Here is a 24,787-nt window from a genome sequence, read left to right as displayed (position 1 = left end):
GGACTAAGGATTCACTCACACTGAAATGGAGGTCGGGTCAATGCTCGTTGCACTCGGATTCCTCATGGTCGCCACCTTCATGGTGCTGATCATGACAAAACGCATGACGCCGCTGCTGGCATTGATTCTGGTTCCAACCATCTTCGGCTTGTTCACCGGTGCTGGATTCGGCCTTGGCGACATGGTCATGGACGCGGTCAAGGACATGTCCAGTACCGCAGCCCTGCTGATGTTCGCCATCATGTACTTCGGCATCATGATCGACGTCGGCTTGTTCGACCGATTGGTCTCCGGCATCCAGAAGCTAGTGGGCAACGACCCCGCCAAGGTCGTCATGGGCACTTCGCTGCTCACCGGCGTAATTTCCCTCGATGGCGATGGCTCGACCACCTTCATTGTGGTTACCGCGGCTCTGCTGCCGATCTACCAGCGCCTGGGCATGAGCCCAGTGGTCCTGACCTGCGTTGCAGGCCTGACCAATGGCACGCTGAACATCGTTCCCTGGGGCGGCCCAACGGCCCGCGCGGCAGCGGCACTTGGCGTTGACGCCTCGGAAATCTTCGTGCCGATGCTCCCTGCGCTGGGAATTTCCCTCATTGTCATTGCCCTGTTCGCATGGCAGATGGGCGTATCCGAACGCCGCCGCTTGCAGCGCGAGCGTCCGGAAATCTGGGGCACCGAACTCGGTGGCGGCAACGTTTCCACCCCAACCGGAGGAAAGAGCCCTGCTGGCACTTCCCCTGCCGGAGGCAACCTGGCCGTACTGGAATCCGTGGCTCGCAAGGGCGATGGCACCGAAGCTTCCACCTTGGACGGCACCGTCCTGGATCCGGATCGCGAGACCCTGCGCCCCAAGACCTTCTACTTCAACCTGTCACTGACCGTCGCCATCATGGTGCTGCTGGTAGTCGATGTCACTCCGTTGCCCTACCTGTTCATGGTGGGTACCGCGATCGCCTTGATCGTCAACTTCCCCAAGGTCTCCGACCAGGTGAAGATGATCGCCGCGCACTCCAGCGAAATCATTGCCGTGGTCTCCATGGTGCTCGCCGCGGCAGTGCTCACCGGCGTGCTCTCCGGCACCGGCATGGTTGATGCCATGAGCCAGTGGCTGGTGGATGTCATTCCTACCTCCATGGGTCCATACATGGCAGTACTGACCGGGCTGATTTCGATTCCAGCTACCTTCCTGATGAGCAATGACGCCTTCTACTTCGGCGTCTTGCCAGTTCTCGCCGAAGCCGGCGCGCATTTCGGTGTACCAGCGGTGGATATGGCTCGCGCCTCCATCACCGGACAGCCAGTGCACATGCAGTCTCCGCTCGTTCCAGCCATCTTGTTGCTGGTGTCGCTCTCTCGTGTGGACTTGGGCGATCACCACAAGAAGGTGCTGTGGCGTGCGTTGGTGGTCTCCTTGGTCATGCTCGCTTCGGGCATGCTCCTTGGTGTCATCCACATGGGCTAACGCCCCAGGACCAAAGGTCCGTCGTCAGCCAGGCTCCGTGCCACCCGGACATTTCCAAGCGGGTGGCACGGAGTCCGGTGTTTAACCCGGGCTGACCCTGTTGGCAGCCCGCCGGAGGCTGCCGCATGCAGCTATTCGAGCATTGACCATCTGCACAGGGCGCCGGTTCAGCAAGCACAGTTTCCCGTGAAAAACTGGAGGCAGGGCAAGACGTGCACAGCGTGTGCTTCCCCTGGACCGGATGGACACGCCACTGGGCCACACCGCGAATTCGACCGTCTTCTCCCGACGCAAAGGAAGGCTCCAGCGCATGGAAAGAGAACCTCTGGACAACAGCATCTCCCTAGCCCAGCTCGAAGCGGTTGTCATGATTGTGGACTATGGTTCCTTCACCGCCGCCGCGGATATCCTTGGCATCTCCCAGCCCTCCTTGTCCCGGCGCATTAGCGCGTTGGAGCGCACTCTTGGCATGCCCGTGTTCCGGGCCGCTGGAAGGGACATGGTGCTGACCGAGGTTGGCCGGAGCATCATTCCTGCCGGCCGCCGGGCACTGCGTGAAGTCGCCGCGATCGGAACCATCGCCTCCTCCACGCGTGCATTGGCCACCGGATCCCTGCGCATCGCGGGGTTGCCCTCCCTGGTTGGAGGAATCATGCCCGAGTACATCGGCCCCTTCCATCGCCAGCACCCCGGTGTCCGGATAGAGATCCTGAGCGTGGAGGACGACGAGCAGCTTGCCGATGCGCTTCGCCTGAATCGTGCCGATGTGGCTTTTGGCGTGAACGAGCGCATCCCCGCGGACCTCATCGGCAAATCCCTGCGCGATCAGCAATTCTCGGCCGTCGTATCCGAGGATACCGAGGTGGACCCGGACACTGGGCTAAGCCCTGAATTGCTCAATTCCCTGACTCTGGCCACCCTCCCCCAGGGCACCTCGATTCGCAAGATCACCGACGAAGTTTACCGGAGCTTGAAGGCCACCGCTCCGCGGCTCATCACCACAACGCAACGCGACGCATTGGTCCATCTGGGCATCGCCGCCGGCGGCATCACCTTGGTTCCACGGATCATGGCCAGCACCGCCGTGATCTTCGGCGGCAAGCAGGTCCCGCTGAGCTTGCCAGCCAGCAGGCCCCTGGGCGTCATCTACCGCCGCGAAGAATACCGTAATCCGGCGCTGGGCGAATTCCTCGAATACCTCTGAGACAGAGATCTCCAGGCGGTTTCCGCTCTCCCGAACCTGCGCGCGAAATCGGCCTTTCATGCGCCGCATGCATGGCTCTAATCAACCATGCTATTGGTTCCAGCGGCGTTCCACGTGGTCAGCTTGATGGGTAATCCGGCCATGGTCCTACCAAGGAGAGCAAGATCGTGAATTCCCAGCGAACACCTTCCTCTGCCAGGCGTAGTTCAAAACGGCCGCGGCGCCGGGTAGCTGCCATCATTGCAGCGGCGCTGGTGCTGACAGTAGTGGTGCCGACCAGCATTGCCTTCCTGCGCCTGCAGGGGAATATTTCCGTCTCGGCGCTCAGGGCGTCTGAAGCGGATGTCCCGGACTCCAGCGAAGGCCTGAATCTGCTGGTGCTCGGTTCCGATAGCCGGGATTTCAGCTCCACCGGCTTCGGCACGGATAACGGCTCCCGACGCAGCGATTCCATGCTGCTTGTCCACTTGTCGCCAGGCAACGAGCGCATCGAGGCGGTCCAGATCCCACGCGATACCGTATTGCAGCGCCCGGCCTGCGCGGATACCGGGTCCGGCGCTTATGCCGGAGGATACGGCATGATCAATTCTGCGCTGAATTACGGTCCCGCATGCTCTGTCGCCGCGGTGGAAGCGCTCACCGGGGTTCACCTGAACCACTTCATTGAGGTGGATTTCGAGGGATTCATTTCAATCATCGACGCACTCGACGGGGTCAGCGTGTGCCTGGCCCAGCCAATGACCGATCCAAAAGCAAACCTGGATCTTCCAGCCGGGCTGCAGGAGCTGGACGGAACCGATGCGCTTGCCCTGGCCAGGACCCGCCATGCCGTTGGCGATGGAAGCGACCTCGCTCGGCTCGGAAACCAGCAGAAGGTCATGTCCGCAATAGTCCAGCGTGCCACCAGCAAGGAAGTTCTCGCACGCCCGGACCGGCTCTACTCTTTCCTTGACGCGATTACCTCCTCGATGACCGTGGACCCGGAACTGAGTTCGCTACCGGAACTTGCAGGATTGGCTGCGCGGGTCAAGGACGTTCCCACGGACAAGATCACCTTCATGACCATGCCGACCCAGCCTGCACCATCAAACGCCAACCGGGTGGTCCCGGCTCCGGACGCGACCCTCATCTTTGAACGCATCAAGCAAGACATCCAGGTGAATCCGGATTCCGAGTCCGAATCCGGCTCCGAATCGGATGCAGGAGAAACTGCCACGGCGAAAGCCTCCGCCCGGCAGCTGCCTGTCAGCATAGCCAACGCAGCGCGAGTGAGCGGACTGGCCGGCAAATTCGCCAACGAAGCCACGGAGCAAGGCTTCACCGTCACTTCAATCACTACCGCGGCGTCCTTGCAGGCGCAAACACGGCTGCTGATTCCGGATACTGATGCAGCCAGGAAAACAGCCGACGCATTCGCCAAAGCAGTCGATCTCGACATCGAGGCAACAGTCGCCGATGTCGAAAGCATCGAATTGATCCTGGGCCAGGATTACCAAAACCTGGGGCGGCCAGAAAAGCAGCCTGTCAAGGTGAACAGCCGCAAAGCAGACCAGAAACTCTGCGGCTGAGCCGGCCCCAAGGGCAGGCCGCGCCACCGGAAAATCCTGCCATGCCGCGATGGCTGCCAGGCGAATCTCCGTTTGCCCGCGGCTGTTGGCCTTCGTATTCCGGCTGGGCTGCACCTGCCAATTCCGTTTGACCGCGTCCCTCGCAGCGAGGTGATTCACAGTGAGCATTGCAGGCATCAATGGCAATGAATTCATCGTGCTGGCCATTTTGGCGGCCGTGCTGCTCGGACCTGAAAAATTGCCCGACTACGCAAGGAAACTAGCCACGCTGATTCGCGAGTTGCGCCGACTCGCCTCTGGTGCCCAGGAACAACTCCGCGAGGAGCTTGGCGAGGATTTCGCGGACATGGATCTGAAGAAGTTCGATCCGCGGCAATATGATCCTCGAAGGATCATCAGCGAAGCGCTGCGAGATCAACTCGAAGAGCCGCCTGCCCAAGGATTCCCGGATTCTGCCCGCTCAAGGGGACCCGAGACCAGGAGTTCATCATCACCGCCAGAACCCTCCGGTCCGGCCCCTTTTGACGACGAAAGCACTTAGGACGCCCCTGCTCCTTGCCGCAAGTGTCCGCTGACCGCGCGAGCAGTGAATACGGATCCGGTGGACAGAATTCATTCATCGCAGTCCCCAAAGCTCCACCCGGTTCCTTCATCCGGATCGCACGGATTCCGGCATCTATCCGCAACCGGTCCAGCTTCGCTGATTCGTCGGCCAACCGTGATGGCCGGCCGAAAAAGGATTCCCGGGATCGGCCACCAGCCTGCTGCCGGCCTAGCCTGTAGGCACGCCGGCGCTCCAATTCGGAACGGTATTTTTCCTAGTAGTGCCTTCACAGCAATTCAGGGAGCAGGCGCCACTGCCCGGGCCCAGCGCTTTGCTTCCGGCGATGGTCGATGACTCCGGCTGCTCGCCACGCACTTGCGCTGCCCGTTCCAGGACCAGATCGACCAAGCCGCTGACAAACGACGGTGAGGTGCCAACACTGCCGGCACGGAGAAACGCCATCCCCAACTCGCGCGCGGTATCTGCCGCTTCGGTATCCAGATCGAATTTGACCTCCATGTGGTCCGAAACGAATCCGAGGGGTACAACCAGAACGCCCTCAATTCCAGTTTCCGCAAGCTCGCGCATGCGGTCATTGATGTCCGGTTCCAACCAGGGAGTGTGCATGGATCCAGAACGGGAGCAGTACACCAGTTCGGCATCCAGCTGCTCCTCACCAGCTAGTTCCCCGCCAATCCAGGCCATGAGCTCCTCATGCTGCCGCTGGTAGCCGGCGGTGAACTTCTGCGATGATTCTTGCATCGCAGTAGGGATCGAATGGGTGACATATAGGATCTTGTGCCGGTTGCGGTCCAGGCCGCCGACGAGCTGCTTGAATTCCTTCAATCCCTTCCGCACGCAGTCCAACTGCGCATGAGCGAATCCCGGATGATTGTAGTACTGCCGGACTTTATCGATCACCACCTCGAGGCCCTCTTCTTGCAGTGCCGCCACAGTTCCGGCGAAATCCTCGCGGTATTGCCGGCACGAGGAATATGAGGAGTAGGCCGACGTATCGATGGCCAGGAACCTTCTCGAGCCGTGCCTGCGCGCATGGTTTCCGACCACTTCGGTGAGGTACGGTTCCCAATTCCGGTTCCCCCAAAGCAGCGGCGTATCGATGCCGCGGGCTGCGAATTCCTCTTGGACGGCTTGCTGCAAAGCCTGGTTCTGCTCATTGATCGGAGATTTTCCGCCGAACATGTAGTAGTGCTCGCCCACCTCTTCAAGGCGCTCGTCCGGAATCCCTCGTCCCCGGGTAACGTTTTGCAGGAAAGGCAGGACATCTTCGGGCTTTTCCGGCCCGCCAAAGGACATCAGCACAACTGCATCAAACGGCGCTACCTGCATGTTTCCCATCGGGATCGTCCACGCTTTCTTCTCGGGCAACTGCCGCCATGGGCAAAATTCCCCGGAGCCGGCAGTCGCAAGCAATTATCTAGATTAGCTCTTATCTAGCCAAGCTAACAATAATTGCTTTGCCTCCGAATCGCCAGCGGGCGTCGCCGACCCCTAACGACTGCCCAGGCTATGAGCCAGTTCCAGCTCAATGCGCTCATTGCGGAACTGATGACCGGCATCGAGCAATTTGCGCGGGACAATTTTCTGATCGGCCATGGCCAGAAGGTGGGACCCTTCGGCTCCCAGCAGCAATTTGGGAGCCGCGGCAGGAACCGGAATGATGGCAGGCCGCCGCACTGCGCGCGCCAAGGCCCTGGTGAATTCGGCGTTGCTCACCGGCTGCGGTGCCACCGCATTGACCGGACCTGCCAATTGCGAATCCCAGAGCGCGCGATGGTAGATGTCCAGCAGGTCATCAAGCCCGATCCACGAAAGCATCTGCTTTCCCCCTGCCAGGGGACCGCCCAGGCCTGCGGAGAATACAGGACGCAAAACGGCGAGCATCCCGCCTTTGGGGCTCAGCACGATACCGGTCCTGATCTGCACCCGGCGCATGCCGCTGTCCCCCGCATTCGCCGCACGTTCCCAGCGGTCCACCACGTCAGCCAGGAAATCCGGAGTCCCGGCCCGCGGGGAATCGGTCTCGTCCAATGGGTGCGGTCCGGCTGAAGCACCGTAGAATCCGATGGCCGAAGCGCTGATGAAGGTCCGGACACCTGAACGTGACGCCAGCAGGGCAAGGGATCGGGTCGGTTCGATGCGGCTGGAGAGAATTGCCTGCCGATGTGCTTGGCTGAACCGGCCGAAGATGCTGGCTCCGGCCAAATGGATGACCGCGTCGCAGCCATCGAGCAGGCCCGGGTCAGGATCCAGCGGATTCCAGCGCCGTTCGCTTGCCGATTCCGGCTCGTGCCGCACGAGCTTGACGACCCGGTGCCCGCCGGTGGACAAGAAGGCGCACAAAGCCTGTCCGACTAATCCGCTTGAACCGGTCAGCGCTATCACCAGCGGCTTCAACCCGGCCTGCGCCGCCCGCTGGTGTGCGGCAAAATCGTCTGCCAGCTGGCGGTGGCGGTATGCAAGCATCGATTCGATCTGCCGTCCTGGCATATTCGACTGGATGCAGTCACCCACGGTCGTGCACTGTGCGCCCGCGGGCTCGAAGTAATGCTCATGCCGCCACTGCACCACCCGGGCAGGAAGGCCGCGAACCCCTTCGGGTTCAAGCTGGTCGACGAAACTGCGGTTCTCCGCGAACCCCTCAGGCTGGTGCTTGGCATTCCACAGCACTCCGCCGGGAAGGCCCAGCACGGCCGTCCCGTCCTTCAGCGAACCGGCTTCTTCAATGACCTTCAGCGGAAGCCACGGTGGCAAGAGCCGCTGCATGGCCCCGGGTCGCGAGAACCAGTCGAAGACAACGGATGCAGATGCCGGAAGTTGGCTGGAGCGCTCAGTGTTCATGGCCCCATCCTAGAGGCTTCAGGCAGGCCGGTTCCCGAGGATGGGAAATTGCTGGATTCCGTCGCAATGTCTGGTCCGGCGCCGCAATGAATCCCTCGGTTTCCTGCAGCACGCTATCCCGGCAGACTTGGAGCAGGAACAAGAACTTCTGGACAGAGCTTGATTGCGGACAACTAACGGACCGGCTGTTGCCCGAAGCGGCTGCCAATGCAACCAGAAAGCTAGGCATACCATGCAGGAAGATAGTCGAAGGGAGGATCCTCGCCCACCCGCCCGTCGATGGCTTCACACAAGAGATCCGCATGCCCTGCATGCCGCCCATACTCTTCAATCAGGTCGCAGATGATTCTGCGTATCGACGCATGCTTGCCTTCGAAGGCCAACCCCGAGCCCGTGTCCAGCTTCCTTTCCTCGATAACGGACTGCTGGATTCCCCGGCTTTTGGCCACGGCCCGGTCGTAGCGTTGATAAAGATTCTCCGGATCCTCTTCCAGATCAACCACGAAGTGCTCGCGCCCGTTGGCAGTGAACCCAAGGAGGACTTCAGGTCGTTGCCCGGCAATGAAGTAGGTGAATTTCTCATCTTCGACAAGGGCAAGATGCTGGAGCAATCCGCCCAGGCTGAGCTGGCTGCTGGGCAACTTGGTTGCCAGCTGTTCGATGTCCAGCCCCTCGGCCTTGTATCTGAAGGTGGCGCGCAGCCTGTCAAGCATCCCGAGCAGATGCTGCTCGTCGGAGCCGCTCATTGGCGGTTCCCAGGGAGGCAGGATTTCCATGGCGTACCCCTTTGCGAGAAGTGTGAGTTGGCGTACCAAACTGGTTTCATCGGCCCATGAATTGAATAATTAGAAGTATGCCTCTGACCGCCGCCATTTTGGAACCCTCGCAGTGGATGCCGCATGCCGCTGAGCATGAAGCGCGGGCGCGGGCCTTTGGCGAACCTTTCGTGGAACGGCGGATGAAGGGCAAGAAGCATCCCATCGAGGACTTCCTGTTCACCTATTACACGCAAAAGCCGGGCCAGCTCTACCGCTGGCATCCAGGGATGAACGTGGTTCTAGCCGGAGACGCGGCCCAAGAACGCGGCGAGTGGAAGTTCTACCGCAGAGTCCAAACCGGCCACGGTACGGGATACCACTTCGATGCGGAGGCATTCGGCAAGGCGCGTGCCCGGGCCATCGAGTTTGCCCGCATCATTCTGGCCGGCACCGCGCAGCGGCCAGGAAACTTCTCCTGCTTCGGCCTGCATGAATGGGCGATGGCCTACAAATCCGAGGTCAACGGCATCCGCCATGAATATCTCCCGCTGCGCTTGGGTGCGCAGGGAACCGACGAAGTGGTGGAAACACACAAGATCCGTTGCACCCACTTCGATGCATTCCGCTTCTACACTCCCCAGGCGATCGAGCTCAACGAGCTGCAGCCGACCAGGGAAACCCAGCGCGACCTGGAACAGCCCGGTTGCCTGCACGCCAATATGGATCTGTACAAGTGGGCCTATAAGCTCTCCCCTGCGGTGCCAAGCGACTTGGTCATGGACTGCTTCGAGCTCGCCTGGGACATTCGCACCATGGATATGCAGGCGTCCCCCTATGATCTGGGCGATTGGGGCCATGAACCCATCCGCATTGAAACTCCCGAGGGCAAGGCCGCGTACGTGAGATTGCAAAAGGAATTTGCCCAGCGTGCCGACTCGCTGCGCAATCAATTACTGGAAGTCGCCAACAACCTGCCAATCTTCCCGGAAGACTAGAACTTATTCGCGGCCGCAGGCAAGATTGATCCATGGTTACTGCACGGGGCCTTCGCCTGATTCCGGCCGGTATCGCGCTCGGCTGCGTGAGCCTCTCGCTGGCTTCCTGCGCCACCAGCATCGGACAGGGGCCGCAGACCCAATTGGAAATCACCATTCGCGATGACGGCAGCGAAATTTCACAGCAGTACTCCCTGGAATGCACCGGCGAACAAGCCGCTGAATCCAGCACATTGCCGTACGCATCCAAAGCTTGCTTGCAGCTCGAGCTTGAACCCGGTGCCATTGCCGGAGAAGTTGATCCCCAGGAAATCTGCACCGAAATATACGGTGGACCGCAACGGGCCGAAATAAGCGGAACCCTGCACGGCGAGACGGTGAATACGAGCTTTTCCCGGCATAACGGCTGCGCCATCGATCGTTGGGATGCCGCCTCATTTCTACTTGGTTCCGTGAAAACATGAGTCGATAACCCCTGAATAACTGCGCGGAGAAACTAGAATAGTAAGACTATGGAGTTTTTCCTGCTGGTTATCGCGCTGCTATTCGCCACGATCTTGATTGTCGGCATCGGGGAACGCATTAAATTGCCCTACCCGATCTTGATGCTGATTTTCGCGACGCTGGCAGGTTTCTTGCCGTTCATGCCCGAAATGCATATTGAGCCCGAGCTGATCCTGCCGATCTTCTTGCCGCCCTTGCTTTTCGCTACGGCCCAGCGCAGCAGTTGGTCGGTGTTCCGCTTCCGCTGGAAGGCCCTGATCCGGCTGGCCGTGGTGCTCATCGTGGTGACAGCAGGCACCGTGGCCGCTACCGCGCTGGCCTTCTCCCCCATCGCTTCCATTCCGCTGGCATTGGCGTTGGGCGCAGTAGTGGCCCCGCCTGACCCGGTCGCGGTGGATGCGATTGCCACCAAGGTGAAAATGCCGCGGCGCCTGACGTCCCTGCTGGAAACCGAGGGCCTGTTCAACGACGCAATGGCCATCGTGATCTTCCAGCTGGCCGTCCAGGCAACCCTGAATGGCTCGGAAGTCGGACTCGAAATCATTCCGCAGTTCCTGCTCGGTGCCGCAGGGGCGGTAGTCCTGGGTCTGGCCATGGGCTGGGCCATCGGCGCCTTGAACCGTTTCGTTCCCAACCTCGCAGCGCGTTGCGCGGCCACCTTGGTGGCACCTTATGCGGTCTACATGATTGCGGAGGAGCTGCATATTTCAGGGGTCATCGCAGTGGTGGTGACGGCCCTTGAAATGGTGCGGCGGGACCGCCCACAGGACTCTGCCGAACGCCTAACCCGGCAATCCTTCTGGGAAGTGCTCGAGCTGCTGGCCACCGGCCTGGCTTTCGGCTTGATGGGCATCGAGATGAACCAGGTGATCCAGGAGGAAGGCAGCAACCTGATCGGCTTCATCCCGGGCATCGCCGCGATCTGCTTCGTGGTCATCGCAGTGCGTGCGCTGTGGATGCTGGCGACCTACTACCTGCCCAACCGCAGCAAGCCCAAGATTCCTGCGCGCAAGGATGCGCTGGTGCTCACTTGGTGCGGCATGCGCGGGCTGGCGACTTTGGCCTTGGCCCTGGCACTGCCCAAGGTCGCAGCCGATGGCTCGGCCATCGAGGGACGCAACTTCGTGGTGGTCGCCGCTTGCTCCGTCTTGCTGTGCACTTTGGTGCTCCCGGGCCTGACCTTGCCAGCGCTGATGCGCGTGCTGAAGCTGCGCAACAACGAGCAAGACGCCAAGCGTGCCCGCCGGGCCCTGGCCCGCCGCGCCGAGGCTGTCGCACTGGCGGCGCTGCGCAAGAACGTGCAGCTCGAAGAGCTGCCGGAGAATTACCAGCAGGCGGTGCGCCGGCGCATGAACTCGCTGCATACCATCCTGGCCAAGGACCCGGATCCGCACGATGCGATCTCGGACGAAAAGTACACGCAGATTCGCGCGGTGATCGCCAAGGCCGATTCGATCCAGGCCATCGCCCTGGAAGCCGCCCGCGACGAGCTGCTCAAGGCCCGCCGCGAACCGAATATCGACCCGCACATCGTTGACGAGATTGTCGGCCGCCTTGACCGGCGCACCGCAACCCTGGATCGCTAGGCGGCCTTGCGCTCCAGCTTCACGATGACTTCGTAGTGGCTGGTCTGCGGGAACATGTCCATGACGCGGGCCTGCTGCGGAGCGTAGTTCTCCAAACGCTCCAGGTCCCTGGCCAGTGACTTCGCGTTGCAGCTGGAGTAAATGAGGTGCTGGATATCGGACTCGTTCAGCCACTTCGATAGCTCTGCGGAGATGCCGCGGCGCGGAGGATTCACGATTACCGCCTCTGGCGCCCAGCCGGCACCCAGCGCGAATTCGGTTGCGTCTTGGACCCTGAAATGGATGTCATCCAGCTCCATGGTCTTGGCGCTGGTCTTTGCCGATTCAACGGCTTCCCCGCTGGTCTCGATGCCGTACACGGTACGGTCCTCGGTAGCGCAATGCAGTGCGAAACCGCCCACCCCGCTGTACAGATCCCAAACACTTTCGGGGTTGGCATCGTTGATCCATTGGCGGGCCTGCCGGTACAAGGCGGCAGCGATCTCGCTGTTGGTCTGGAAGAAGCCCTGGGGGCGCAGGTGCATCGGTACGCCGTTCAGCCCGAATTCCAAGGTGGTTCGGCGGGTAAGAATGATTTCTTCTTCGCCTTCCAGCACTGCCTTGTGCTCAGGCAAGAAGTTCACCGACACCACGCTGTGGCGTGGAAGCTGCTCAAGGAACTGCGGCAGCGAATCACGCAGTGCCACAAAATGCTTCTTGGTGCGCAATACCCAACGGACCATCACCGAGCCGGTATCCGACAGGGTGAGAATCACATGCTTGAGTTCGCCCTTGCGCTTGGGAACGTCGTAGGGAATGAGCTTCAGATCATGAATGAACTGCTCGATGACCGGGAATACGGCACGTAGCGGTGCTGCGATGACTCCGCAGTTGCGCAGATCGACACCGTGGCCGTCGGCATCCAGGATGCCGATGGTCGGTTGGCCGGTGGTTCCGGAAATGACCATTTTGGCTTTGTTGCGGAAGCCCTGTTCGCTGCTGGCTTGGGGCGGAAGGAATTCCAGGCCCGGGAAGCCGGCCAGCAGCTGCTGGCAATCCGCTACCTTTGATTGCAGTTGCTGGGCGTAAGGCACCGTCATCAAGGTGCATGAGCGGCAACGGGAGGCAGAAAAGTAAAGGCATTCCATGGTGCTTATGATTTTAGCGAAGATCGGCCGGCACCGAGCACAGAGAAATCTTGGCGCTGATTGACCGCAAATTTTCAGCTTTGGCCGCTAAGCTCTCAATTGATCAAAAGTTACTGAGCAGAATCCCTGCATGATGCGAAAGCCATACGGGGAAGGGTTGTTTAACCGCGAAAGGACAGATGGCACTTCATACCGGGCTATCCACGCATCGCCGTGGCATTGCATTGCTTGCACTCCCCCTTGCTGCCGTGATCGGCGCCTGCACGAGTTGCGCCGCTTCTTCACCCCAGGCTCATGAAGTTTCTTCCACCCCGGTTCCCGCCCCGTCTTCCAGCAGTGCCACCGAAAAATCCCTGCCCGCTCCGAGCAAGGCCGCAGCAAGCTCCAGCGTCCCGCTTCCGGCTCCAACCGGGAACAATGCCACTGCTCCCACCACGACTCCGAGCAATTCAGCCAAGCAGCCCGCCGGCACTCCGGCCAAGCCCGAGAGCTCCAAGACATCGCTGTCGCCCCTGGCCTCGGGTGCCAACACTGGTGCCTCCATCAAGGCGCTTCCCAGTTCAGCGGCCGAAATGTCCAAGGCCACCACGCAGCTGTTCGCTGCAGTGAATCGAGGCAAGCTGAAGGACGTCAAGGCGGCGCTCAAGGATGGAGCTGACCTCGACGCGCAGGACGAGGCCGGTCGCACCGCGCTGATGCGTGCAGTCATCAACAAGAACCCTGCCATCGCCAAGACCCTCTTCGAAGCAGGCTCGGATCCCGACAAGAAGGACGACTTCTACGAGTCGCCGTTCCTGCGCGCGAGCGCCAATGGCCAGGTTGAAACGCTGAAGCTTCTCATTGACGGCGGGGCCGACCTCACGGCGGTGAATCGCATGGGCGGGACCGCTTTGACCGTCGCCAGCGAGAATGGCCGGGTTCAGGCCGTACGCCAGTTGCTCCGCACCGATATCCCGGTAGACCAGGTTAATGACCTGGGCTGGACGGCCCTGCACGAAACCATTGTCCTGGGCCAGGGCACCGCCAATGCCATCACCATCGCGCGTTTGCTGATTATCAACGGGGCGGACCCGCATTTGGAGGACCACTCCGGTTCTGATGCATTCAAGCTAGCGCGTGAACGCCAGCAGAGCCAGATGCTGACCATGCTGCAGGCTGCAGCCAAGCGCTGAATCCTAGAGGGCGTCGAGGTAGAACCAGGCGCCGTCCTGCTTCACGAAGGTGCTGACCTCATGCTGCTGTGCTTCATGCCGGCCGTCGCGATAGTACGCAGCGAATTCCACCACCCCGCGGGAGGCCGCCGCGCCGCCAGCACGGGTTGAAATGATCTCCAAGCCGGTCCAGCGCATCTGCGAATCCACGTCCAGTTCCTTGGGCCTCGTGCTCTCATGCCAGGTCGCCAGCAAATACTGCGACAGCCCCAGCACGAAGGCGCTGTAGCGTGAGCGCATCAGCTGCTCCGCGGTCTGCGGCAGCAAGGAGCCGTCTTCCCTTCCGTCATGCAAGGGTTTGCAGCAGTTCTCGTAGGACAGCTTCGCAGCGTCCAGGACTCGGCAGGCGCAGACGGTTTGACTAGCATTTTTCACAGTTTCAGCATACGCGTCGAGCGCGCTTCGACAACCCGTGAGCCTAAGATCACATGACTTAAACCGCAGGATATCGGTGCTATCGCGCACAGGGACGTTTTCCCCGTCACATTCACGGGTAGACTATGAAGGCAAGCTCGCGGAGCGCCAAATCCCCCTGGTGTGAGACGGCATCTCCGTGTGGCATTTAACTTAACCTCGCCAACAGGAGATATGCCGGATGCCCCGCATCGTTGTAGATGTCATGCTCAAGCCAGAAATCCTTGACCCTCAGGGCAAGGCCATCGCGGGAGCTCTTCCCCGCCTAGGCTTCACCTCCTTCGAAGCTGTCCGCCAGGGCAAGCGCTTTGAACTGTCCGTGGACGGCGAGGTGACCGAAGAAATCCTCGCCCAGGCTCGCGAGGCTGCAGAAACCCTGCTTTCCAACCCGGTGATCGAAGATGTCGTCAACGTCGAGGTATTCGAAGACTAATGAGCGCCGAACTTCCCCTGATTGGCGACTATTCAACGCCAAGCACTGAACTTTCCGGAGCGCGCATCGGCGTGGTGACCTTCCCGGGCACCCTCGATGACCGCGACGCCGCTCGCGCCGTGCGCGCAGCCGGTGCCGAAGCGGTGTCCCTGTGGCACGCCGACACCGACCTGCAGGATGTCGACGCCGTGGTGATCCCCGGCGGCTTCTCCTACGGCGACTACCTGCGCGCCGGCGCGATCTCCCGCTTCGCACCGATGATGGCGAAGATCGCAGATGCCGCGAACTCCGATGCCAAGCTGCCCGTGCTGGGCATCTGCAACGGTTTCCAGATCCTCACCGAGTCGCACCTGCTGCCCGGCTCGATGATCAAGAACGACCACTTGAAGTTCATCTGCCGCGATCAGCTGCTGCGCGTGGAGAACAACCAGACCGCATGGACCAACGGCTTCGAAGCCGGCCAGGAAATCACCATCGTGCTGAAGAACCAGGATGGCCAGTACGTGGCCGACGAGAAGGTCCTGGACGAGCTCGAAGCTGAAAACCGCATCGCGTTCTCCTACGTGGGCTGGAACCCGAACGGCTCGCGCCGCTCGATCGCCGGCGTGAGCAACAAGGCCGGCAACGTTGTCGGCCTGATGCCGCACCCGGAGCACGCCATTGAGGCCGGCTTCGGTCCGGACCACCGCGGCACCGACGGGCTGGCATTCTTCACCAGCGTTCTGACCCACCTTGTTGGAGGCAAAAAGTGAGCCAGGAAGCCACTAAGGAATTCAATATCGACACCGTCGATAACGCAGCGGGCACCCCGGATGTAGAACTGCCATGGGCAGAGCTGGGCCTGAAGGACAACGAGTTCGCCGAGATCGTGAAGATCCTGGGCCGTCGTCCGACCGCCGCTGAATTGGCCATGTACTCGGTCATGTGGTCCGAGCACTGCTCGTACAAGTCCACCAAGAACCACCTGCGCCAGTTCGGCCAGAAGGTCACCCCGGAAATGAAGAAGGACCTGATGGTCGGCATGGGCGAAAACGCCGGTGTCACCGACCTGGGCGACGGCTGGGCCGTGACCTTCAAGATCGAGTCCCACAACTCGCCTTCCTACGTCGAGCCGTACCAGGGTGCCGCTACCGGCATCGGCGGCATCGTGCGCGACATCATCTCCATGGGCGCCCGCCCGATCGCCGTGATGGATCCGCTGCGTTTCGGCGCGATCGACCACGAGGACTCGCAGCGCGTCGTGCACGGCGTGGTCTCGGGCATCGGCGGCTACGGCAACTCGCTGGGCCTGCCGAACATCGGCGGCGAAACCGTCTTCGACCCGATCTACCAGGGCAACCCGCTGGTCAACGCACTGGCCGTGGGCGCACTGCGCCACGAGGATCTGCGCCTGGCCAACGCCTCGGGCGTGGGCAACAAGGTCGTGCTCTTCGGTGCGCGCACCGGTGGCGATGGCATCGGCGGCGCGTCGGTGCTGGCCTCGGAGTCCTTCGACGACACCAAGCCCTCCAAGCGCCCGGCGGTCCAGGTGGGCGACCCGTTCGCTGAGAAGGTGCTCATCGAGTGCTGCCTGGAGCTGTTCAAGGCCTCGCTGGTCGAGGGCATCCAGGACCTGGGCGCTGCAGGCATCTCCTGCGCCACCAGCGAACTGGCCTCCAACGGCGAAGGCGGCATGCAGGTCGAGCTGACCAACGTGCTGCTGCGCGACTCCACCCTGACCCCGGGCGAAATCCTGATGTCGGAGTCCCAGGAACGCATGATGGCCGTAGTCACCCCGCAGAACATCGAAGCGTTCGAGGCCGTCATGGCCAAGTGGAACGTGGAGTACTCCTGGCTGGGCGAGGTCACCGACACCGATCGGCTGATCATCACCTGGAATGGCGAAGTCATCGTGGACGTGGACCCGAAGACCGTCGCCCACGACGGCCCGGTCTACGACCGCCCGTATGCCCGCCCGCAGTGGCAGGATGCGCTGCAGGCTGACACCTTCAAGTCCTCGGAAGCCGGCGCCAACCTGCCAGCTACCGGCGAAGAGCTGAAGGCCGCCACCCTGGAGCTGATCGCCAGCCCGAACATGTGCGACAAGTCCTGGATCACCAACCAGTACGACCGCTACGTCGGCGGCAACACCGCGCTGGCCGCCCCGGATGATGCCGGCGTGGTCCGCATCGACGAGTCCACCGGACTCGGCGTGGCCATCGCCACCGATGCCAACGGCCGCTACACCTACCTGGACCCGTATGCCGGTGCCCAGCTGGCGCTGGCCGAGTCCTACCGCAACGTCGCCACCTCCGGTGCGATCCCTGCGGCGGTTTCAGACTGCCTGAACTACGGTTCCCCGGAGGACCCCGACGTCATGTGGCAGCTGGCCGAGGGCATCCGCGGCCTGTCCGATGCGTGCATGGAGCTCGGCGTCCCGGTCACCGGCGGCAATGTCTCGCTGTACAACCAGACCGGCGACAAGGCCATCCACCCAACCCCTGTGGTTGCGACCCTGGGCAAGTTCGACGACGTCGCTCGCCGCACCCCTTCGGGCTGGCGCGAAGAGGCCGACGGCCAGGCCATCTACCTGATCGGCACCACCGCCGATGAACTGGACGGCTCGGAGTTCGCCAACCTGCGCGGCCACCTCGGCGGCCTGCCGCCAAAGGTCGACCTGGCTGCCGAGAAGGCACTGGGCGCAATCCTGATCAACGCCAGCCGCGACGGCATGATCGACGCCGCGCACGACCTGTCCGAGGGCGGCCTGCTTGCAGCGCTGTCCGAGATGGTCCTGCGCTACGGCGTTGGCGCTCGCGTGGCCCTGGACGAGATCAAGCAGCGTGACGGCATCGATTCCTTCACCGCGCTGTTCTCGGAGTCCCAGGCACGCGCCTTGGTTGCCGTTCCACGCAGCGAAGAGGTCCGCTTCAACGACATGACCAGTGCCCGCGGTGTAACCGTGGCCCGCATGGGCATTGTCGATGCGCAGTCCGGCGTCCTGGAAGTCCAGGGCGAGTTCACCGTTTCGGTGGATGAGCTGCGTGAAGCTTCCGAAGGCACCATGAAGAAGTACTTCGGCTAGGCTCCAGCCAACCTGTCAACGGCGGCTCTCCTCATCGAGGAGGGCCGCCGTTGTCCATCTGCACCCAGGCTGTCCCCGCGCGCGCCGCACCTCGGAAACGATAATCTGGGAACACCACAGTTCCCGTTCCCGGCTTCCAAAGGATCTGACCATGGCTGAACCCGACGGGCTGCCCGCCGCGGCCCTGCAGCCAGTGGTGGTGAACTGGAAATGCAATCTGACCTACAGCATCGTGGTCTGGGTCAGCAACGGGACGGCGCGCGTGCATTTCGAGGAAACGGTGCAGCTGCTGCAGGCCGGCCAAGCGCTGTGGATCCCGCGGTTCATTGCGCACAAGGTGGAGCATGATGCCCACTCCCTGGCCTTGTCGATCATGGTCAGGACAACGTCCAACCACAGGCTGGGCGACGGGTGGCGGCTGATCAACGTGCCGCCGGCCCAATCGCAGTGGATGTTCCACCTGATGCTACTGACCCTCTCGCCCGTGCACCAGGGCCAGGCCAGTGCGCAGCGGGTGCTCGATACGCTGGCGCATTTCGCCGTCGCCTCCCCCTCCTCCACCCGGCCCGTTCCGCTGGCCATGCCACGGCACAGCGCAGCCCGGAAGGTAGTCGCCCACCTGCTGGCCCATCCGCACGGCACGCTGCACTTGGCCGATTATGCGCGGAAGTTCGCGGTGTCCGAACGGACCTTGCGCCGCGCATTCCTCGCCGAAACCGGACTGAATTTCCGGCAATGGCGCCAGCAGGCACGGCTCGGCGCGTTGGACCGCGTGCTTCCGCACAGCGCCAGCCAGCCTCCGGCCTTGACCACCCGCTGGATGAACCTTGCCAACCAGGATCTGGTGCTCTGGGCGGTGCGCGGACGAGCCAGCATTTGCCAGCTGGCCCATGGGGAAGGCACCGGACGCGAACGCACCCAGCAGCTGCAGGGCGGGCAATTCATGCTGGTCCCTGCCGGGCAGTCCCTGCGCCTGCAGATCGAGCAGGGCTCGCTGCTGATCCCGCTGTCCCTGCCAGCCGGTTCTCTGCCGTCCGGGCAGCAGCACCGGATGCCCTGCCAGCTGCCGGTCGAGTTCTTCCAGGCCATGCTGCACCGCGCGGTTTCGCACATCACGCTGCTGCGTCCGGTCCACTTCGACCCACTCGACACCGTGAAGCTGCTGCAGCTGGTGCCGAATTATCCGGGATTGCCCTGGCCGCACTCTGCCGAAATGCGTTCGCTGGCCGGCACCCTGGCCGCCGATACCCGGGGCAAGCTGCCGGCGTCCGCTGCCGCCGCGCAGCATGGCCTGAGCCTGCGCCAGCTGCAGCGGCGCTGGAGCGCCGAGACCGGTATGAGCCTGCGCGCCTGGCGCCAGGCCTCCCGCTTCCAGCATGCCGAAGCCTTGCTGAATGCAGGATTCCCGGTGCCGATGGTCGCCCTCCAGCTCGGATTCAGCGACGCCGGGAACTTCTCCCGCGCCTATGCGAAGACGCGCGGACGCCGTCCCAAGCCGGCAGACTACACCCTCCCAACGGACATTTTTTGATCACTTAACGACATCTTAGCCTTCTCGATCCATCACCGGAAACCGCTGGTAATCCCGGAATTGCCGGTGGAAAACGCTCCGTCGGCTCCATCGGGGCAAGGTGAGCCTAAATTAACTCCGGCTAAGGTGGGAGACCGTCACCCTTGAACTCCACCGCGCCGTGTTTCGGCGCGGATACCCACCGAGGAGCAACCCCCGTGCGTTCATCCGCTCGCAAATTCGCATCCCTGGCCGCCGCGGCGGCCCTCACCCTTTCGCTTGGCGCCTGCGCCGCGGACGGAACGGCCGCAGCAGACGGGTCCCCGGCCGCCGATTCCGCGGACACCGGCAGCTGGCCGCGCACGCTAACGGATGACGCCGGAAACGAGGTGCAGATCCCGGCCAAGCCAGAGCGCATCATCTCCACCACGGTGTCCACCACCGGCACCCTGCTGGCCCTGGATGCCCCGGTCGTCGGCTCCTCCACCGCCGCCATCAGCCCGCAGAGCGACGAGAACGGATGGTTCACCCAGTGGGCCGACGTGGCAGTCGAGCGCGAGGTGGCACCGGTCTACCAGCTGGGCAACTTCAATCTGGAGGCCGTCGTGGCCCAGGATCCGGATCTGATCGTGGTCTCCACCTCCGGTGCCGACTCCGAAATGGACAACCTCGAGCAGCTGCAGTCGCTGGCCCCGACCTACGTGGTCAACTACGGCGACAAGGACTGGAAGTCGCTGGCCGAGGAGCTGGCCGAAGCCACCGGCACCGAAGCCAACGCCGAAGCGATCATCAGCGAATTCGACCAGCGCGCCGCCGCGATCAAGGACAAGCTGGCCATCCCGGCCGGCAGCACCGCGTCGATCGTCTCCTACAACAAGGGCACCGATTCCCCCGTGGGCAAGCAGAGCGGACCGCACTCGGCCCTGATCAGCGCGATGGGCTTCGAGATCATCGAGCCTCCGGCGCAGTTCGACACCTCCGCCCAGAAGCGCGAGGACTTCGCCTTCACCAGCTACGAAGGCCTGTCCGAATCCGCCACCGGCGATTCTGTCTTCCTGATCTCCGCCAACGACAAGACCGCGAAGTCCTTCGCCGCGGATCCGACGCTGTCCAACCTGCCCTCGGTGACCAGCGGCAACATCTTCCCGCTGGCCAACTCCTTCCGCCTGGACTACTACTCCTCCAACGACATCCTGGACTACTTCGAGAACGAGTTCCCGGGATTGAACGCAGGCAAGTAGGCCACCGGCAGTGCTTCAAGAACGCAGTGCCCGCCGCCGGCCCAGGGTTTCGCCCTGGCTGGCGGCTTCGGCCGTCCTGATGCTGCTGGGGCTGCTCTCCTGCGCACTGGGCACCAAGAACATCTCGCTGGCCGAGTCCTGGGCCGCCCTGGCCAGCTTCGATCCGGGGAACAACGACCACCTGCTGGTGCGCGAGCTGCGCGTGCCGCGCACGCTGCTGGCCGTGGTGGTCGGCGCCGGGCTGGGGTTGGCCGGCGCGCTGATGCAGTCCATGACCCGCAACCCGCTGGCCGAGCCCGGGCTGCTGGGCGTGAACGCCGGCGCCGCCTTCGCGGTGGCCATCGCGATCACCGTCGGGGTCGTGCAGCCGGCCGGCTACATGTCCTTTGCCTTCGCCGGGGCGGCCGCGGCCAGCCTCATCGTCTACTTCATGGGCAGCCGCAGGCAGTCGGGCAATGACGTGGTGCGCCTGGTGCTCGCCGGCGCCGGGCTGTCGGTGATGCTGATGGCCGCCACGCAGATCCTGGTCATCGGCGGCGGCACCGAAACCCATGAGCGCTTCGCTTCCTGGACCACCGGCTCGCTGCAGGGCCGCGGCTACGACGTGCTGCCGATCGCCGCGCTGGTGGTGCTCGCCGGCGCGGTGATCGCACTGGGCCTGTCCCGTTCGCTGGACGCACTGGCCCTGGGAGAAGACAGCGCCCGCGCGCTGGGCGTGAATCCCACCCGGGCCTGGCTGCTGTCCTCGCTCGCGGTGATGCTGCTGGCCGGGGCCGCCACCGCGGCCGCCGGGCCGATCAGCTTTGTCGGCCTGGCCGCCCCGCATGCGGCGCGGATGCTCGTTGGCGCACAGCACCTGCGCAGCCTGCCGCTGTCCATGCTGCTGGGCGCCGGTGTGCTGCTCATCGCCGACATCGCCGGGCGCATGGTGGCCGCCCCGGCGGAAATCGGTGCCGGGGCGATGAGCGCCCTGATCGGCGCACCGGTGTTCATCTACCTGGCCCGTCGACGACTGAAGGCGGGCAAATGAGCACCCGAACCCCTGCAACACAGCGATTCACCCGCACCCGCACCCGCCTGGTGCTCGGCATCCTGGCGCTGCTGCTGACGCTCGGCGCGCTGCTGGCGATGGGCACCGGAACCATCATGCTGGGCCCGGGCCAGGTGCTCGGCGCGCTGCTGGGTTCCGGCGAGCCGAAGGACGTGCTGGTGGTGCAGAAGATCCGCGCCCCGCGCGTGCTCACCGCCATTGGCGTGGGCGCGGCCCTGGGCGCGGCCGGCGCCTGCTTCCAGTCGATCTCCCGCAACCCGCTGGGCAGCCCCGACATCATCGGCTTCACCACGGGCGCCGCCACTGGCGCCGTGGCGCAGATCGTGCTGTTCAACGCCGGCGCCTGGGCCACCGGCCTGGCCGCCATGGCCTGCGGGCTGCTCACGGCCGCGGCGGTGTACGCGCTGTCCTTCTCCAAGCGCACCACCGGCGGGCAGCGCCTGGTGATCATCGGCATCGGCGTGGGCGCCATGCTCGGCGCGGTGAACACCATCCTGCTCTCCAAGGGGGACGCGGACCTGGCCGCCCAGGCGAACCTGTGGCTTTCGGGATCGCTGGGCGGGCGCAGCTGGGCCGACGCGGGCCTGGTGGGCCTGTGCCTGCTGGCGCTGCTGCCGCTGCTGATGGCGCACGGCCGGCACCTGACCCTGTTGGAAATGGGCGATGACACCGCCCAGGCGCTGGGCGTCAGCGCCGAACTGGTCCGCCGGATCACGATCTTCGCCGCCGTCTGCCTGACCGCCGCGGCCACCGCCGCCGCCGGCCCGATCGCTTTCGTGGCTTTGGCCTCCGGGCAGATCATCCGCCAGCTGATCGGCAACCGCACGGTGCCGATCTGGCAGGCGGCGCTCACCGGGGCGCTGCTGCTGCTGGCCTGCGACGTGGCCACCCAGCATCTGCCGCTGCGCGCGCAGGTGCCCATCGGCCTGGCCACCTCGCTGGCCGGCGGCCTCTACTTGCTCTACCTGCTCACCCGACCGACTACCCGAACCTGACCCGAGGAGCACCCATGCCAGCCAATGAAATGATCGTCGAGGAGATCATCGACTACACCCCGCGGATGCGCCGGGTGGTGTTCTGCGGAGCCGGGGTGGCCGAGTACCTGGCCGCCCCGCCGTGCGTGCCGAACATCAAGATCTATTTCCCTGCCCCGGGCAAGGCGCTGGACCAGCCCGGCGAGGACGAGCGCGGACGCTGGGTCTTCACCGGCGACCAGCGCTCGCGGGTGCGCACCTACACGGTGCGCTTCATGGACCAGCCGGCCTCGCAGCTGGCCATCGACTTCGTCCGCCACGGGGACGAGGGGCTGGCCAGCGCCTGGGTGGAACGCATCGCCCCGGGCGATGTGCTCGGCGCCCTGGGCGGCGGCGGGCTGGTGCTCAAGCCCGGCGGCCACGCCCTGCTCTTCGGCGATGAGACCGCGCTGCCTGCCATCAGCGACACCCTGGAGCAGATGCCCGCCGGCCAGCTCGGCCAGGTGTTCATCGAGGTGGCGGACGAGGACGACATCCACCCGCTGGCCAAGCCCGAGGGCGTGCAGGTGCACTGGCTGACGCGCGGCGGGGCGCCGGCGGGAAGCGCCGGGCTGCTCATCGAGGCGATGGACCGGCTGCAGCCGCCGGCCGGTCACGCAGACTTTTCCGGCGTGCACCTGTGGGTCGGGGCCGAGTCGCAGGTGGTGCGCTTCGCCCGCAAGTGGGCGGCCCGCGTAGGGATCGAGCGCGCCAACCGGCTGATCATCGGCTACTGGCACCAATCGATGGACGAGGTGGCCTACGGCAAGGACTCGGACCATGACCGGGTCAAGGACGAGATGGACTACGAGCGCCCGGGACATGAGCATGCCCATGCACACTGAGCGCACCCCGTACGCCGCGGCAGCACCGCGGGTCGAAGCCCGCGGCAACGGGGCGGCCACCCCGCGGGCGCGCGGATTCCTCGCTTCCCGGGTCAGTCCCGAAGGCATCGCCGCCCTGCCGGCGGCCCTGGCCGCGGGCAGCCTGGACTACCCGCTGGTCGACCGCTGCGCCACGACAGGCGTTGGCGGCCAGGACATGGTGCATGCGACGTTCCTGTTCCTCGACGAGCAGCCCGCGGATCCGGCGCGGGCGGTGATCCTGTCGGCCAATGCGCTAGTGGACCATGAGGACCTGGCGGCCAGCGAATTCGAGCAGTCCGGCGAGCGCCTGTGGAGCATTACCCTGCTGGTGCCTGCCGACTGGGTCGCCTCCTACCGGATCACCGTGCACCGCGGTGACGGCCCGGCCCCCTGGCATCAGGCAGCGGACCGCCGCGCGATCCGGCTGGTGGCTGATGGCGGAGGCCCCGATCCGCTGAACCCGCGGGGTTCGGCCACCATGAACGGCGCCGCGGTGTCGGTGTTCCGTGGCCCCCAGGCCACGGCCAACCCGCATCTGGCCCCGGCGGTTCCCGCCGCGGGGCGCAGTGGGCCATCGCTGGGCGGCTGGGGTGCGGCCGAGGCCGGCACGCAGGGGTTGCACCCGCGGCTGAGCCACCACCTTGTGCAGGATGAGAACTGCGCACGCGAACGCAGCGTGTGGATGTACCAGCCGCCAGGCAGCGAATCCGGCGCCCAGCAGGAGCCGACCCCGCTGGTGGTCGTGCATGACGGGGCCACCTGGGTGAAGCACCTGTCCTTCGCCGAGAGCCTGGACAATGCGATCAACGCCAAAGTGCTGGCGCCGGTGCACGTGATGTTCGTGGATTCCACGTCGATTCCGCTGCGCTCCGACGAGTTGCCGCACGCAACGGGCACCACCCGCTCGCTGGCTGGGCAGTTCCTGCCCTGGGCGCGCAGCGGCTTCAACGTGCGGGCCGATCCTGCCGGCACGCTGCTCACCGGTTCGTCTTTCGGCGGTCTCGCCGCGATGCTGGGGGTTCTGCTTTACCCGGAACTGTTCGGCAAGGCAGTGGCGCAATCCCCCTCGCTGTGGCACACCGATGTGTCCGCGCAGCTGCAGTCATTGGCTGCGCACGTTGAGCTGGAAATCCAGGCGGGGTGCTATGAAACGCGCATTGCCGAATCCTGTGCGCAGACCCTCGGCGCCTTGCAGGGCAGCGATGCTGCACAGCGCATCCAGTACCAGCTGTTCTCCGGCGGCCACGACTGGGCCTGGTGGGCACCGGAACTGCTTTCCGCGCTGGTGCGCGCCTATCCCGCGGCAGGCCACTGAGTGCAGTTGGCGGCGGTCCTCCTCTTTGGGCAGGGCCGCCGTTCTTGTTTGGGCAG

Annotated in this window: 22 protein-coding genes; 17 read left to right on the top strand and 5 right to left on the bottom strand. The window is 63.8% G+C overall.

Annotation, left to right across the window (positions count from 1 at the left end; genetic code table 11):
* Positions 1 to 40 precede the first annotated feature (40 nt).
* From ACWICV_RS15755 to ACWICV_RS15740, 4 genes are all read left to right on the top strand, one after another.
* Positions 41 to 1,465, top strand: coding sequence for a CitMHS family transporter (locus tag ACWICV_RS15755; RefSeq protein ID WP_454091310.1), 1,425 nt, complete (start codon positions 41 to 43; stop codon positions 1,463 to 1,465).
* A 310-nt stretch (positions 1,466 to 1,775) separates the two neighbouring features.
* Positions 1,776 to 2,669 (top strand): LysR family transcriptional regulator, encoded by an 894-nt coding sequence (locus ACWICV_RS15750; protein WP_332730626.1) that lies wholly within the window; start codon positions 1,776 to 1,778, stop codon positions 2,667 to 2,669.
* Positions 2,670 to 2,836: 167 nt separating this feature from the next.
* Positions 2,837 to 4,237, top strand: a complete 1,401-nt coding sequence (locus ACWICV_RS15745) for an LCP family protein (RefSeq protein ID WP_454091309.1) — start codon at positions 2,837 to 2,839, stop codon at positions 4,235 to 4,237.
* A gap of 160 nt (positions 4,238 to 4,397) precedes the next feature.
* Entirely contained in the window at positions 4,398 to 4,778 is a 381-nt protein-coding gene (locus tag ACWICV_RS15740; protein ID WP_286134254.1) for a twin-arginine translocase TatA/TatE family subunit, read from the top strand.
* A 231-nt stretch (positions 4,779 to 5,009) separates the two neighbouring features.
* On the opposite strand, the gene ACWICV_RS15735 is transcribed toward ACWICV_RS15740, so the two are convergent.
* The 3 genes from ACWICV_RS15735 to ACWICV_RS15725 all read right to left on the bottom strand — a co-directional run bounded on the left by ACWICV_RS15735 (position 5,010) and on the right by ACWICV_RS15725 (position 8,419).
* Positions 5,010 to 6,140 carry a ferrochelatase gene (locus ACWICV_RS15735; protein ID WP_454091308.1) on the bottom strand — a complete coding sequence of 377 codons (1,131 nt, stop codon included), beginning with the start codon at positions 6,138 to 6,140 and terminating at the stop codon, positions 5,010 to 5,012.
* Positions 6,141 to 6,293: 153 nt separating this feature from the next.
* Positions 6,294 to 7,643, bottom strand: a complete 1,350-nt coding sequence (locus tag ACWICV_RS15730) for a TIGR01777 family oxidoreductase (protein WP_105657985.1) — start codon at positions 7,641 to 7,643, stop codon at positions 6,294 to 6,296.
* A gap of 221 nt (positions 7,644 to 7,864) precedes the next feature.
* Positions 7,865 to 8,419, bottom strand: a complete 555-nt coding sequence (locus ACWICV_RS15725; RefSeq protein ID WP_454091307.1) for a DinB family protein — start codon at positions 8,417 to 8,419, stop codon at positions 7,865 to 7,867.
* A 77-nt stretch (positions 8,420 to 8,496) separates the two neighbouring features.
* Here ACWICV_RS15725 and ACWICV_RS15720 point away from each other — a divergent pair, with 77 nt between their 5' ends.
* The 3 genes from ACWICV_RS15720 to ACWICV_RS15710 are packed head-to-tail and all read left to right on the top strand — an operon-like array spanning position 8,497 to position 11,486.
* Entirely contained in the window at positions 8,497 to 9,396 is a 900-nt protein-coding gene (locus ACWICV_RS15720) for a 3-methyladenine DNA glycosylase (RefSeq protein ID WP_454091306.1), read from the top strand.
* Between the two features lie 32 nt (positions 9,397 to 9,428).
* Positions 9,429 to 9,860 (top strand): hypothetical protein, encoded by a 432-nt coding sequence (locus ACWICV_RS15715; protein ID WP_454091305.1) that lies wholly within the window; start codon positions 9,429 to 9,431, stop codon positions 9,858 to 9,860.
* Positions 9,861 to 9,908: 48 nt separating this feature from the next.
* Positions 9,909 to 11,486, top strand: a complete 1,578-nt coding sequence (locus tag ACWICV_RS15710; RefSeq protein ID WP_105657981.1) for a cation:proton antiporter — start codon at positions 9,909 to 9,911, stop codon at positions 11,484 to 11,486.
* On the opposite strand, the gene ACWICV_RS15705 is transcribed toward ACWICV_RS15710, so the two are convergent.
* Entirely contained in the window at positions 11,483 to 12,613 is a 1,131-nt protein-coding gene (locus tag ACWICV_RS15705; protein WP_454091304.1) for a methyltransferase domain-containing protein, read from the bottom strand. The genes ACWICV_RS15710 and ACWICV_RS15705 overlap by 4 nt on opposite strands.
* 179 nt (positions 12,614 to 12,792) lie before the next feature.
* Between ACWICV_RS15705 and ACWICV_RS15700 the strand changes: the two genes are divergently transcribed.
* Positions 12,793 to 13,785, top strand: a complete 993-nt coding sequence (locus tag ACWICV_RS15700; RefSeq protein ID WP_388024565.1) for an ankyrin repeat domain-containing protein — start codon at positions 12,793 to 12,795, stop codon at positions 13,783 to 13,785.
* Positions 13,786 to 13,788: 3 nt separating this feature from the next.
* Here the strand turns inward: ACWICV_RS15700 and ACWICV_RS15695 are convergent, their stop codons facing one another.
* On the bottom strand, positions 13,789 to 14,199 hold the full coding sequence (locus ACWICV_RS15695) for a YchJ family protein (RefSeq protein ID WP_402473694.1): 411 nt from the start codon (positions 14,197 to 14,199) through the stop codon (positions 13,789 to 13,791).
* A 220-nt stretch (positions 14,200 to 14,419) separates the two neighbouring features.
* Between ACWICV_RS15695 and purS the strand changes: the two genes are divergently transcribed.
* The 9 genes from purS (at position 14,420) to ACWICV_RS15650 (ending at position 24,731) form a co-directional block, all read left to right on the top strand.
* Positions 14,420 to 14,671, top strand: coding sequence for a phosphoribosylformylglycinamidine synthase subunit PurS (gene purS / locus ACWICV_RS15690; protein WP_102598679.1), 252 nt, complete (start codon positions 14,420 to 14,422; stop codon positions 14,669 to 14,671).
* Positions 14,671 to 15,423, top strand: coding sequence for a phosphoribosylformylglycinamidine synthase subunit PurQ (gene purQ, locus ACWICV_RS15685; RefSeq protein WP_102598680.1), 753 nt, complete (start codon positions 14,671 to 14,673; stop codon positions 15,421 to 15,423). The genes purS and purQ overlap by 1 nt, the downstream gene beginning before the upstream one ends.
* Positions 15,420 to 17,735, top strand: coding sequence for a phosphoribosylformylglycinamidine synthase subunit PurL (purL, locus tag ACWICV_RS15680; RefSeq protein ID WP_454091303.1), 2,316 nt, complete (start codon positions 15,420 to 15,422; stop codon positions 17,733 to 17,735). The genes purQ and purL overlap by 4 nt, the downstream gene beginning before the upstream one ends.
* Positions 17,736 to 17,886: 151 nt before the next feature.
* Positions 17,887 to 19,266: a helix-turn-helix domain-containing protein gene (locus ACWICV_RS15675; RefSeq protein WP_400291157.1), complete on the top strand. Its 1,380-nt coding sequence runs from the start codon at positions 17,887 to 17,889 to the stop codon at positions 19,264 to 19,266.
* A gap of 197 nt (positions 19,267 to 19,463) precedes the next feature.
* Positions 19,464 to 20,486: a Fe2+-enterobactin ABC transporter substrate-binding protein gene (gene fepB, locus ACWICV_RS15670; RefSeq protein ID WP_402473697.1), complete on the top strand. Its 1,023-nt coding sequence runs from the start codon at positions 19,464 to 19,466 to the stop codon at positions 20,484 to 20,486.
* A 10-nt stretch (positions 20,487 to 20,496) separates the two neighbouring features.
* Positions 20,497 to 21,516: a FecCD family ABC transporter permease gene (locus tag ACWICV_RS15665; protein WP_400291153.1), complete on the top strand. Its 1,020-nt coding sequence runs from the start codon at positions 20,497 to 20,499 to the stop codon at positions 21,514 to 21,516.
* Entirely contained in the window at positions 21,513 to 22,532 is a 1,020-nt protein-coding gene (locus ACWICV_RS15660) for a FecCD family ABC transporter permease (RefSeq protein WP_402473698.1), read from the top strand. Before ACWICV_RS15665 ends, ACWICV_RS15660 begins: the two co-directional genes overlap by 4 nt.
* Before the next feature lie 14 nt (positions 22,533 to 22,546).
* Positions 22,547 to 23,395, top strand: a complete 849-nt coding sequence (locus tag ACWICV_RS15655) for a siderophore-interacting protein (RefSeq protein ID WP_402473699.1) — start codon at positions 22,547 to 22,549, stop codon at positions 23,393 to 23,395.
* The gene (locus ACWICV_RS15650) at positions 23,379 to 24,731 is read left to right on the top strand and encodes an enterochelin esterase domain-containing protein (protein ID WP_402473700.1); all 1,353 of its coding nucleotides are present in this window, start codon (positions 23,379 to 23,381) and stop codon (positions 24,729 to 24,731) included. Before ACWICV_RS15655 ends, ACWICV_RS15650 begins: the two co-directional genes overlap by 17 nt.
* Positions 24,732 to 24,787 lie beyond the last annotated feature (56 nt).

The organism is Glutamicibacter sp. NPDC055354, assembly GCF_053644955.1.
The sequence above is the reverse complement of the archived record's forward strand: the minus strand, read 5'-3'. Positions and strand labels throughout refer to the sequence as shown.